10 protein-coding genes are annotated in these 12,685 nt (G+C 62.3%); 3 read left to right on the top strand and 7 right to left on the bottom strand.

The annotated features are described in order from the left end of the window. Window positions 1–50: 50 nt before the first annotated feature. The 7 genes from J7557_RS10915 to J7557_RS10945 all read right to left on the bottom strand — a co-directional run bounded on the left by J7557_RS10915 (window position 51) and on the right by J7557_RS10945 (window position 8,447). Window positions 51–2,486 carry an EAL domain-containing protein gene (locus J7557_RS10915; protein ID WP_291420097.1) on the bottom strand — a complete coding sequence of 812 codons (2,436 nt, stop codon included), beginning with the start codon at window positions 2,484–2,486 and terminating at the stop codon, window positions 51–53. Window positions 2,487–2,596: 110 nt separating this feature from the next. After that, window positions 2,597–3,349, bottom strand: coding sequence for an ABC transporter ATP-binding protein (locus tag J7557_RS10920; protein ID WP_291420098.1), 753 nt, complete (start codon window positions 3,347–3,349; stop codon window positions 2,597–2,599). A 23-nt stretch (window positions 3,350–3,372) separates the two neighbouring features. Continuing rightward, window positions 3,373–4,404: a putative F420-0 ABC transporter permease subunit gene (locus J7557_RS10925; RefSeq protein WP_291420099.1), complete on the bottom strand. Its 1,032-nt coding sequence runs from the start codon at window positions 4,402–4,404 to the stop codon at window positions 3,373–3,375. A 126-nt stretch (window positions 4,405–4,530) separates the two neighbouring features. Continuing rightward, complete coding sequence (locus tag J7557_RS10930) at window positions 4,531–5,469, bottom strand: putative F420-0 ABC transporter substrate-binding protein (protein ID WP_291420100.1); 939 nt, start codon at window positions 5,467–5,469, stop codon at window positions 4,531–4,533. 3 nt (window positions 5,470–5,472) lie between these two features. Beyond that, window positions 5,473–6,294, bottom strand: a complete 822-nt coding sequence (cofE, locus tag J7557_RS10935) for a coenzyme F420-0:L-glutamate ligase (RefSeq protein WP_291420101.1) — start codon at window positions 6,292–6,294, stop codon at window positions 5,473–5,475. 10 nt (window positions 6,295–6,304) lie between these two features. Beyond that, on the bottom strand, window positions 6,305–7,303 hold the full coding sequence (gene fgd / locus J7557_RS10940; RefSeq protein WP_291420102.1) for a glucose-6-phosphate dehydrogenase (coenzyme-F420): 999 nt from the start codon (window positions 7,301–7,303) through the stop codon (window positions 6,305–6,307). 142 nt (window positions 7,304–7,445) lie between these two features. After that, on the bottom strand, window positions 7,446–8,447 hold the full coding sequence (locus tag J7557_RS10945) for a TIGR03842 family LLM class F420-dependent oxidoreductase (RefSeq protein ID WP_035082573.1): 1,002 nt from the start codon (window positions 8,445–8,447) through the stop codon (window positions 7,446–7,448). A gap of 152 nt (window positions 8,448–8,599) precedes the next feature. Between J7557_RS10945 and J7557_RS10950 the strand changes: the two genes are divergently transcribed. From J7557_RS10950 to J7557_RS10960, 3 genes are read left to right on the top strand one after another with little or no spacing between them, the layout of a single operon-like run. Next, entirely contained in the window at window positions 8,600–9,493 is an 894-nt protein-coding gene (locus J7557_RS10950; protein ID WP_291420103.1) for a Ku protein, read from the top strand. 2 nt (window positions 9,494–9,495) lie between these two features. Next, window positions 9,496–12,036 (top strand): DNA ligase D, encoded by a 2,541-nt coding sequence (ligD, locus tag J7557_RS10955; RefSeq protein ID WP_291420104.1) that lies wholly within the window; start codon window positions 9,496–9,498, stop codon window positions 12,034–12,036. An 18-nt stretch (window positions 12,037–12,054) separates the two neighbouring features. Beyond that, window positions 12,055–12,654 (top strand): NAD(P)-binding domain-containing protein, encoded by a 600-nt coding sequence (locus J7557_RS10960; protein ID WP_291420105.1) that lies wholly within the window; start codon window positions 12,055–12,057, stop codon window positions 12,652–12,654. Window positions 12,655–12,685: the final 31 nt, after the last annotated feature.

The raw sequence follows: 12,685 nt of genomic DNA on the forward strand, positions 1-12,685 counted from the left end.
AAGGGCGCCTTGCGGCGCCCTTTGTCGTTTCATCCCTAGGGTGATTTGCCCTATGCGATTGCCCGTTCGGGCTCTTCGGTCCAGTCCATCGCTGCCGGACGGCCAAGCAGGAACCCCTGCGCCTCGGTACAACCTTCTACGCGCAGCACATTGAGCTGCTCAACCGTTTCAACGCCTTCGGCCAGCACAGGCACTGAGAGGCTTTTCCCAAGTGCCAGGATGGCGCGCACGATGGCTTTGGATTCCTCGGAATGCTCCACCTCGTTCATGAACGAGCGATCGAGCTTGATCTTGTCGAAGGGGAAGCTGCGCAGCGTCGCCAGCGACGAATAGCCGGTGCCGAAATCGTCGATGGCAATGGATACGCCGAGTTCGCGGATCTGGCGCAGGATGTTCAGCGCGCGCTTCTTATCGGTGATAATGGCCGTCTCGGTGACTTCCAGCTCCAGCCGCTCCGGAGCGAGGCCCGACTGGAACAGCACCATCTTCACAAGGTCCACCAGTTCCACCTGCGAAAGCTGCAGTCCCGAAACATTGACGGCAATCTTGTGCGGCTCGGGCCAGCTAGCAGCCTCGATACAGGCGGTCTTCAGCACCCAGGCGCCGATGGCGCTGATAGCTCCACATTCCTCGGCCACGGGGATGAACTCTGCCGGCGAGACCGCGCCATAGCCGGGACGATCCCAGCGCAGCAGCACTTCATAGCCGGTGATTTCACCCGACGAGACCGATTTCTGCACCTGATAAACGAGGTTGAACGCATCCGTCTCGAGCGCGTGCCAGAGGTCGATGGACATGGCGCGGCGCTGGCGCGCGTGCTCGTCCATCTCGCTCTCGTAGTAGCAGACCCGCGTGTCGAACTCGGCCTTGGCCCGATAAAGCGCGAGATCGGCATTGCTCAGGAGCTTCGAATGCTCCTTGCCGTCCTGCGGATAGATGGCAACGCCGATACTGCCGCTCGTCGCCACGATCACGTCCTGGTACTGCACCGATCCGAACAGCACGCCCTCGATACGATCGAGGAAATCGCGCAGGCTCTCGATGACCGAAAACTGCTTGATGGCGACAAACTCGTCGCCGCCGAGCCGGGCGACGACTTCGCCGGGTTTCAGCAGATCGCTGAGGCGCTCCGAGAGAACCCGCAACACCTGGTCGCCGGTGGCGTGACCATAGCCGTCGTTGATATCCTTGAAATTGTCGAGGTCGATGGCGACGACGCCGATCTGGGTCCCCTTGGCCTCGGCATCGACCAAAGCCATGGCAAAGACTTCCTCGAAGCGCGCGCGGTTGGGCAGGCCGGTCAGCGTGTCGTGCTTGGCAAGGTGGGCAATGGCCGCTTCATTGCGCTTGCTGTCGGAAATGTCCTCCATCAGCGTCACCCAGCGGCCATCGCCGATCGGATTGTGCTGCACGCGCAGGAAGCGTTCGCCGTCAAAGCTATGCACGGCCTGTCCGCCCTGAACGGCAAGCAGGCGATGCTGGTCGGCGAGGTCCCGCGCCATCTCATTTCGCTTGGCGAGATCGGCCAGTTGATTGGTCGCGACAACGCAGACGTCTTCCAGCGTCCGGCCTTCGACAATGGCGCCATGCGGCAGGCCGAGCAGTTCGATCAACCGTTCATTGTGGAGCATCACCCGGCCCTCGGCCGAGAACAGCGCCAGCCCCTGCCCCATATGGGTCAGCGCCAGCTCGAGCTTCTGGCTGACTGCGGCGATCCGCTCCGCATCGGCCTTCTGGCGCGAATCCTCGCGCTCGGTCCGGCGGCGATCGGCTTCATCGAGCACGATACTGCCCAGCGCCGCGCTCAGAATGAAAAGCGTAATCAGGGCGACGATAACGGACATCACGCTGCCGTCGATTTCGCCGCTCATGCCGGACAAAGGCAGGCAATTGCTGAAGTCCGCCGCGCCCATGGCGGTGAAATGCATGGCGCATATCGCGAGGGTCAACAGACCGGCCCCGCCAAACAGTCGCGCCTTGCCCTGGCCCATAGCCGTCACCACGGCCAGGCCCGACAGCACGATGCCGGCCACGATCGAGAGGCCGACAAGCCCGTTGCTCCAGAGCAATTGTCCGTCGAGCAGCAGCGCCGCGATGCCGACATAGTGCATGGAGGAAATGCCGACGCCGATCACCGCGCCGCCGAGGAACCGATCGGTCGTCCCGGTCGCCCGGGTCGCCATGGCAAGGCCCGCGCCACAAATGCCGATGGCCAGCAGCAGCGAAACGCCGGTGAGCAGGATGTCATATTGCAGCGCAAAGCCGGGCCGGAAGGCCAGCATGGCGACGAAATGCGTCGACCATATGCCGAGCCCCACCGAAAGGGCCGAAACCGTCGCCCAGATGAGCCGCGCCCGTTTCTCCATTCGCATAGCGTGGCGCAACAGGCTGACGCAGGCATAGGCCGAAAGCAGACAAACTAGAGCAGCGAGCGCCACGAAACCGAGGTCGTGACCGCGGAAAAAGAAGTCGAGTACGGCAAACACAGCACACATCCGGAAAAATACGGATTAGAACCTATTGGGGCCGCACTTACGGATTTGTTACGCGGGACGGCCTTCCATCATAATGCTGAACGCCCGGTAAAGCAGGGCTTTCAAACCGTTCCCTCATAGGCGATCACCGGCCCGCTCGGCCCCTCGATCAGCCGAGCATGCACACCATAAACCGACGCTAGGAGGTCCTCCCGCAAAACCTCGGCCGGCGGCCCTTCGGCCACCACCCGCCCCGCATCGAGCACCACCAGCCAGTCGCAAAAGTGCAGCGCCAGATTGAGATCGTGCAGCGCCAGCAGCACGGTACCACCCGCCTTGGCCAAACCATCCAACAAATGCAGCACCTGCAATTGCGCCCGAATATCGAGATGGCTCGTCGGCTCATCGAGCACCAGCAGTTTTGGTTCCTGCGCCAGCGCCCGGGCAATATGCACGCGCTGCTGCTCGCCACCCGACAGCGTATTGAACTGCCGTCCGGCAAATCCGGCCATGCCGACCTTCTCCAGCGCACCGGCTACGACTGTCTCATCATCGCTGCCCAGTTCGACGGCCCAGGCTGGCAGATGCGGAATGCGCCCGAGTGCCACGACATCGGCAACGCTCAACCGCTCTTCCGTGCTGGCCGATTGCTCGACATAGGCGCAGATGCCAGCGCGCTCCCGTCGCCCCATGGCGACAAGGTTCGCCCCCTCGAATGTCAGCTCGCCCGCCTCCGGCCGCTCAATCCCGACAATGGCCGAGATTAGCGTCGACTTTCCCGCCCCATTGGGCCCGACCAGCCCCGTCACTTTGCCCACAGGCGCAGAAAATTTTGCATCGGCGACAATCTTCCTGCCACCCCGCCGGATGTTCACACCTGCAACCCTGAGCCCCTCCATCACGTCACCCGCCTGAAGCGCATGAGAATAAGAAGGAAGGCGGGCGCGCCGACCAGCGCCGTGACAATGCCCACCGGCAATTCCCGCGGATCGAACAGCGTCCGTGCCATGGTGTCTGCCCAGAGCATAAAAATGGCCCCCACTAGCATGGACAGCGGCAAGAGTTTTCCATGCCGCGACCCCACCGCCAGCCGCACCGCATGCGGCACCACCAGCCCGACAAAGCCGATGGCCCCACCAATGGCGACCATAACGCCGGTCAACAGCGCCGAAGCCCCAAGCAGGGTCCAGCGCAACCGCGCTACATCCACCCCCAGGCTCGCCGCCGACTTGTCGCCAAAGGCAAAGGCATCAAGCCCCCGTGCCGAAACCAGCACGATCGGCGCGCAAACAAGGAGACTCACCGCCACCAGCCCCGCATCGACCCATCCTGACCCGCTCAACGACCCCATGAGCCAAGAGAGAATTTCGCGATAGGAATCCCCCGTCGCCGACCAGAAGATGATGAAGGACGTCATGGCCGAAGCCAGCGCCGAAATGGAAATGCCGGCCAGTATCGCTCGCACCGGCGTCGCCCCACCGAGCAGTTGCGCGATCAACAACGCCAGTCCCAAAGCCGCCAGCGACCCCAGAAACGCCCCCACCGGCACCAGCAGGGCAAACCCCATCACCACCAGCGTCACTGCCCCGAGCGCCGCCCCCGACGACAGGCCGAGCAGATATGGATCAGCCAGCGGATTGCGCGTCAGCGCCTGCATCACCGCCCCGGCCAGCGCCAGACCCGCCCCAACGCCCATGGCCGCGATCACCCGCGGCAGCCGCAGGTCCCAGACAATGGCATCGCGCAGACGCGACACAGGGCTTTCGGGCACCAGCCCGAGATGATGGAGGATCGTGGTCCAGACTTCGGTCGGGCTGATGTCGGCCGGCCCGAAAGTCACGGCAATGGTCGCGCTCGCGAGAAGCAGGAGCGAGAGGGCTACGAGCGCCAGAAAATGCAGCCTTCTTCCGCCAGGCTTTTTACCTCGCACGATGTCATCCCCGCGAAAGCGGGGACCTCCGTTTCAGAACAGGAGTTCCCGCTTTCGCCGCGCAAACGCAGGCGTTTGCCGCGGGAATGACACCGAGAACAGTTGCGGCCATCGGGCCCACCGACCCTAAAAACTCAACCCAGCCAGTTGCCCAGCCATATCCACCGTCGCCGGCACATTGCGAATGCCCGCCTCCGAAGCCGGGAACGGAATAACGAGATACCGCTGGTTGACCACAGCATCGAGCTTCGACGTGATCGGGTTCTCCGCCAAGAGCTTCTTCTTCGCCTCAGCCGAATTCCACGCCGCATCCACCAGCACGATCACATCGGGATTGGCATCCACCACCGCTTCCCAGCTCGCCGCCGTCCAGCCTTCGTCCACATCGGCAAAGATGTTCGCGAGGCCCAGCGCATCCATGATCATGGCCGGCGCATTGCTGCCCGCACCCACATAGGGCGCCTTGGTGCCCGAGGAATACCACACCGCCGTCAGCCCGCGCGTATCAGCGGTCACGCCCGCCAGAACCGCCTTCTGCTCGGCCACAAGCGCATCGGCCCTGTCCTCGACGTCGAAAACCGCCCCCATTTCGGCGATTTCCGCAAAGAGCTGATCAAAGCTCAGCTTGACCGGCTTTACCGAGCGGCACGCCGCCGGCGCCACATAGGAGGTCACACCCAATTGCTGCAAAGTCGGCCGCTCGCCGGCCCCATCCGCCGCAAAATTGCTTTCCCAGCCGCCATAAACAAAGTCCGGCTCGACCTCGAGCACCACTTCCTGCGACGGCAGCTTTTCCGAGAGCACGGGAATACCCGCGGCCGCTCCGGCCAGGGCCTCAGGCAGCGGCCCATCCAAAAAAGCCAGCCCCACCAATTGCTTCTCAAGCCCGAGCGAGAGCAGCAATTCCGCCGCCGTCGACTTGACGGCCACGACGCGCTGCGGCGCCGCCGCGATATCGAGCGCAAAGCCGCAATTGTCGAGGCTCAATGGATAATCCGTCGCCATTGCGGGCACGGTGAGCAAGCCCGCCGCGAGGGCAGCGAGAAGAGAAAGAGAATGACGCATGGTTCAGTCCTGCTTCTGCCCCTTGGGGCGTGCCTTGGAAGTATCTTTCATGTCCGCCATGGCGGCCTCATAGCCGAGCCGATAGGCCTCGGCCGAACCGAAGCGGAACATATCGTCGTCGCCGGTCCGCACGAGGCTGCGCGCCCCCGGCGCATCGAGCCCCTGCACCAGCCGCTCCATGCCGCGAACCACCGCGACCGGAATGCCCGATGTCTTGCCCTTCACGAGATCAGCCGCCCCGGCCAGTTCGTCAGCAACCACCGCCATGGTCACATGCAACGGCCGCCCATTGGCGTCATTGGCCCCGCGCAGATCGTCGGTCAGTTGCAGTCCAGCCGCACCAATCGCCAGATCGGTCTGCCCCACGCGCCAAGGCCGCCCGACCGTATCGGTCACGACAATCCCGAGCCGCACGCCAAACCGCTCCCGCAACCCTTCGCACAGCGCCCGCGCCGATCGATCCGGGTCCTCCGGCAATTTCAGCGCAAAGCCCTCCGGCACATTGGACATGTCGAGGCCAGCCGCCGCCATGATCATGCCCTGCTTGGTCTCGACGATGCGTGTCACCCCGCCCGGATGCACCCGCTCGGCGACAACACGAACCGTGTCGTCAGCAATGGCCTTTTCCCGATCCGCGGCTGGCACCTGTCGGCCCTCGGCCTTGGAGACGATCTTGCTGGTCACCACCAGAATATCGCCCTCAACCAGCGCATGCTCCGGTCCCATGCCTGCAATCGCCGCTGAGATCAGCGCCACGAGATCATCGCCCGCCGCAATTTCCGGAATGCCGGTCACACCCCAAACGCTGAATGTCGGCACCGACATCTTCCTCTCCTCAGCCCAGGGCCCGAAGGCGCGGCAGGATTTCCTTGGCATAGAGCGCCAGGAACCGGCTCTGGTCCGTGCCCGGCGCATGGAACACCAGATGGTCGAACCCATAATCGATATAGGTTTTTATCTGAGCGACATGCTCGTCCGGATCGCTCGACACGATCCAGCGCTTTGCCACCCGCTCGATCGGCAGCGCCGCCGCGAGCTTTTCCATCTCCTCGGCATCCTGCACCGAGTGCTTCTCCTCCGCCGACAGCGCCAGCGCCGCCCAGTTGCGCGTATCCTCAAGCGCCCGCTCAGCATCGGTATCGAACGAGACCTTCACTTCGATCATCCGCTCATAGGGCTTTCCCGCCCGCGCCGACTCTTGCCGGCCCACGGCCACATTCGGCAGCAGTTCATCGACATAAAGCGAAGCACCCTTGCCCGAGGTACAGATGAAACCATCCCCCTCGCGTCCGGCAAATTTCGCATTCAGCGGCCCACCCGCCGCAATATAGATCGGCACCATTTCCGCGGGCCGATCATAGATCGTGGCGTTGACAGTCTTGTAATACTGCCCCTCGAAACTGACCCGATCCTCGCTCCAGAGCTGCCGGATCAATTTGATGGCCTCGCGCAGCCGCGCCGACCGCTCCTTCAGCTCCGGCCATTCAATACCGGTGGCTGGAACCTCATTCAGCCCCTCGCCCGTCCCGACACCCAAAATGACGCGCCCCGGAAACATCGCTCCCAGCGTGCCAAAGGCATGCGCCACGACCGACGGATGCAGCCGGAACGTCGGCGTCAGCACCGATGTCCCGAGAATGATCCTTTCCGTTTTCGCCAGCACTGCCGCCATCCAGGCCGGCGCAAACGGCGCATGCCCATCCGTGTGCTTCCACGGCTGAAAATGATCGCTGACAAAAACCGAGTCGAACCCGCCCTGCTCCGCCTCCACTGCAAACTGCAGCAGCTTGCTCGGTCCAAACTGTTCCGCCGAAGCCTTATACCCGAAGCGCATTATTTTGGTCTCCTCCCGGGACGTCCCAACCATCTCGGTGCCATTCCTCAACCCACCGCGTCATCCCCGCAAAAGTGGGGATCTTTCTCCCAGTCAGAGATTCCCGCTTTCGCGGGAATGACACCGTGGGAGGGGACGTTTCTCAGCGAAACGCCGGGATCACATGCCTTCCATAGCCGGCAATGATTTCTTCCTCGTCGCCGCTATCGAGATAGATATTGAACTGCGTCACGCCCGCCGCCTCGAGGTCGCGGATTTTCGCGACATGCTCGTCCGGCTCGCCCAGGACGCAAAAACTCTCCACCACATCGTCAGTGATGAAATCGAGAAACGGATTATCCGCCTGCCCGTGCTTGGAATAGTCATAGCCCCGGCGCTTCTCGATATAGCTCGTCAGGCTCGCCGGCACCTTGCCGCTCTCGGTGCCATACTTCTCGACGATATCGGCCACATGGTTTCCCACCATGGCCGGGAACCACTTTACGTGCTCGATCGCACGCTTCTTGTCGCCAAAATAGGCCGGCGCCGCCGCCATCGAACGATAGTTCGACATATCCTTGCCTGCCGCCGTGCCCGCCTCGATGCACTGGTCGGTGAACCACTTGCAAAGGCCAGGGTCAGCAATCTGCAGCACCACGCCGTCGGCGCTCTCGCCCGCCGTCTTCAGCGCCAGGGGACCATAGGCGGCAATCCAGCTCGGCATTTCATGGCCCACGGCCCAGGGAAATTTCACCGGCGCGGGGATTTCGCCGTACGTTACTTCCTCGCCACGCACCATGGCCTTGGTCTTGTCGATGAATTCGGCCACCCGCGCCAAGGTCGCCGGCTTCTTGCCCATGACGCGCATGGAACTGTCGCCGCGCCCCACCGCCAGATCAAACCGCCCACCGCTCTGCTTGCTCAGCGATCCGAAAATGGACGCCGCCACCGACCAGTCGCGCACATCGGGATTGGTCACCAGCGGCCCGAAGCGGAGCTTCTCCGTGTGCTCCATGCACATGGCGATCGCCGCATAGCAATCGCGCCAGAGAATGTGCGAGTCATAGAACCAGCAATAATCGAAGCCTGCATACTCGGCCGCCCGCACCAGATAGCGCGCCCGCTCCGCCTCGATGAACCCCTTGAAGGTAATGCCGAATTCCATAGTCCCGTCCCCACGTTCCCTTCGGCCAATAAATTTGACCAGACGATCAAATTTTTACCGAAGAATGCCGATTGTCAACGGCCTTTATCGGCCGGAACGCAGCGGGGCCGGCGACGTTGAATCGGGCAAAGCCAACCTGTCAGGACGCGCCCATGCCTGCCTCCCGCCCCATCTGGAAAGGCCAGATCAGACTTTCGCTGGTTTCCATTCCCGTCGAACTGTTCAGCGCCGCCCGCACCGGCGCCAAGCCCAGCTTCCGCCAGATCCACGAACCCACCGGCAAGCCGATCCACTATGAAAAGGTCGTCGCCGGCGTCGGCCCGGTCGACAAGGATGAGATCATCAAGGGCTTTGAATATGAGAAGGGCGACTATGTCCTCCTCACCGAGGATGAGATCGACGCGGTCAAACTCGAAACGCGCAAGACGCTGGAGCTGACCCAGTTTGTCGGCGCCTGCGAAATCGACCCGATCTACTACGATAAATCCTATTTCGTCGTCCCCACCGACGACTTGGCCGAAGACGCCTTTCGGGTCATCCGCGATGCCCTGCGCAAAACCCAAAAGGTCGGGCTCGGCCAATTGGCCATGCGCGGCAAGGAATATCTGGCGGCGATCAAGCCCAGCGGCACCGGCCTCATCCTCGAAACGCTTCACTACGAAGACGAAATTCGCAAGGCCGACCCTTTCTTCTCGCAAATCTCCTCGAAAAAGGCCGAGGCTGATCTGCTCGAAGTGGCCGAAGCTCTGATCGAGAAAAAGACCGCCCCCTTCGAGGCCGACGCCTTCAAGGACCACTATCAGGCCGCCCTGCGCGAACTCATCAAACGCAAGATGAAGAACAAAGGCCGCAAGATCACCGCCGACGAAGATGAAGAACCCGCCCGTCCCTCCGGCTCGAACGTGGTCGATCTGATGTCGGCGCTCAAGGAAAGCCTTGAAGGCGGCGGCAAGACCAGTGCTCGCCGCAAATCTGTCGCCAAGGCCGAAACAGCAAAGCCGGCGACTAAAAAGCCTGCAGCGTCCTCGCGCAAGAAGGCGGGCTGACCATGGTTGCCAAGGCGCAGGACCTCCTCAAGGACTACAAAGCCAAGCGCAATTTCGCCAAGACCCAGGAGCCTTCCGGCGATACACCAAAGGACAAAAAATCCGCGCGCGGCAGCTTCCTGATCCAGAAGCACGACGCGACGCGCCTCCACTATGATTTCCGCATCGAGCTAGACGGGGTCCTCAAAAGCTGGGCGGTCACCAGGGGACCGTCCAACAATCCCGAGGACAAGCGCCTCGCCGTCCGCGTCGAAGATCACCCGCTCGAATATGGCACCTTCGAAGGTACGATTCCCGAAGGCGAATATGGCGGCGGCACTGTCATGCTCTGGGATCGCGGCACCTGGGAGCCCATCGGCGATCCCCATGCAGGGCTCGAAAGCGGCGACCTCAAGATGCGCATCTTCGGCGAGCGCCTGAAGGGCGAATATGTACTGGTGCACATGAAGGGTCGCGATACCAAACGCCGCTCCGGTCCACCGCGCGAAAACTGGCTCTTGATAAAGCACCGCGATTCCTACGCGCGCGACAAGGACACGCTGACCACCCGCTTCACCCGCTCCGTCGCCACCGGCCGCGATCTCAAGCAGATCGCCAGCGGCGCTCCGACCAAAAAGGAAAGCAAGGTCAAAGACGACGCCGTCTGGCATTCCGACCCGGAGGAAGCCGAAAAGGCCGACCAGAAAACGCGCATTCTCGCCACCGCCAAATCGGGGAAAACGCCCGCCTTCCGTCCCGTCCAGCTCGCCACACTGGTCGATACGGTCCCCGCCGGCCGGGATTGGCTCTTCGAGATGAAATATGACGGCTATCGCTGCCTCGCGGCGATTGCCGGCGACAACGTGCGCCTCTTCACCCGCAATGGCCTCGATTGGACCGAGAAATTCGGCGCCCTCATCGAGCCCCTGCAAAAACTGAAGATCGGTTCGGCCCTCATCGACGGCGAAATCTGTGCCTTCGATGGCAAGGGGCGCACCGATTTTTCCACTCTCAAGAATGTCCTCTCCGATGGCGGCAGGCTCGAATATTTCGCCTTCGACCTCCTCGAAACCGATGGGAAGGATCTCACGAAACTCCCCCTCATCGAGCGCAAGGCGCGTCTCGAAAAGCTCCTCAAGACCGCGGCCCGACAAGACCCGGTGCAATATTCGTCCCATGTCCGCGGCCATGGCCAAAAGGTGCTCGATGCGCTTTGCCGCGACGGCCATGAAGGCGTCATCGCCAAAGAGGCCGATGCGCCCTATCGCGGCGAGCGCACGCGAAGCTGGCTGAAAATAAAGTGCCTCAAGCGCCAGGAATTCGTCATCGGCGGCTGGTCACCTTCGACCAAGCGCCGCGGCTTTGCCTCGCTCCTCCTCGGCACCTGGGAGGGCAAGAAACTGCTCTATCGCGGTCGCGTCGGCACCGGCTTTTCGCAAGACCTGCTGGCGGAACTGGACGAAAAACTCGCTGGGCTCTCGCGAAAAACCAATCCCTTCGAGGCGGTCCCGAGGGAGCGGGCCCGCGGCGTTCATTGGGTCGAGCCCGAGCTTGTCGCCGAAATTGCCTATACCGAACTGACCGAAGGCGACATTCTGCGTCATCCCAGCTTTATCGGACTGCGCGGCGACAAGCCGGCCAAGGAGGTGAGAATGGAAAAGGCCCAATCTCTCGACCATGACGGCGAAGACGTCGCCGAGCGCCTCGGCGTTCGCCTCACTTCGCCCGATCGCGTGGTTTTTCCCGACCAGGGGATTACCAAGGCCGATCTCGTTTCCTACTACGAGGCGGTGGCCGAGGTCATGCTGCCCCATATCAAGGACCGCCCCCTTAGCCTGGTGCGTTGCCCGCAAGGCCGGGCCAAGGCCTGCTTCTTCCAGAAGCACGATACCGGCGGCTTTCCCGACGAGATCAAGTCCACCGAGATCGTCGAAAAGGACGGCGACAGCCAAAACTACTTTTACGTCACCGACCTTGCCGGCATCATCGCCGGCACGCAGATGAATACGCTCGAATGGCACATCTGGGGCTCGCGCCGCCAAAGCGTGGAAAAGCCCGATCGTCTCGTCTTCGATATCGACCCCGATGAAGGCCTCGATTTTTCCGCCGTCACCAGCGCGGCCCGCGATATCGGCGCAAAACTCACGGCCATGAAGCTCAAGAGCTATCCCATGGTCTCGGGCGGCAAGGGCATTCATGTCGTCGTGCCCCTGAAACCCGATATCGAGTGGCCCGACGCCAAGGCCTTCTGCAAGAGCTTCGCCCAGGCCCTGGCCGATGACGAGCCCGAACGCTTCACCGCCAATCTGTCCAAGGCCCAGCGCAAGGGCCGGCTCTTTATCGACTATCTGCGCAACGAGCGTGGCTCCACCGCCATTTGCCCCTGGTCCGCGCGCTCGCGCCAGGGCGCCCCGGTCGCCGTGCCGATTTCCTGGGATGAAGCAAAAACCATCAAGGCGGCCAATCTCTTTTCGCTCGAAGCCGCCGCCGCCCGCGCCCGGGACGAAAACCCCTGGCCGGACTATTTTGAGATCAAGCAAAGCCTCAAGGGCAAGCTCAGCTAGAAACGAGGGAGAGAGATAATGCGGATTGGCGTTTTGGGCAGTGGTCAGGTTGGCGGTGGCATAGCGCGAAAGCTCGCTTCGCTCGGCCACGACGTCATGATGGGGTCACGCAGCGCCCCCGACAAAGCCGCCGATTTCCCCGGCATAAAGCTGGGCACGGCGACGGAAGCGGCTGCCCATGGCGAGTGGGTCGTCAATGCCCTGCCCGGCGAAACCTCGTTGCGCGTCCTCGGCCAATGCGACATTGCCGGAAAAATCCTCATCGATATCGGCAACTATGACAGCGCCGTGGACCAGCCCATTGCCGTACCCCTCGGCGAGGCCATTCAGGAAGCCCATCCCGAGACGCGCGTCGTCAAGACGCTCAACAGCGTCAGCGCCCATCTCATGGTCGATCCGGCCAATCTGCAGCAAAAGCACTCGGTCTTCATCGCGTCCAATGACGAGGCGGCCAAGCGCGAGGTAACCGCCCTTCTCGAAAGCTTTGGCTGGCAGGACATCATTGACCTCGGCAATCTCAGCGCCTGCCGCGCCATGGAACAGCTCATTCCGCTTTGGATGAGCCTTGAGAAAAAACTGGGTGGACCGCAGTTCAACCTGGCGGTCATTCGCGGCTAAATCGGTGCTCCTGTCGGACCAGCCGAACCGA

It is taken from the genome of Devosia sp., from assembly GCF_017744655.1.
Classification (GTDB): Bacteria; Pseudomonadota; Alphaproteobacteria; order Rhizobiales; family Devosiaceae; genus Devosia.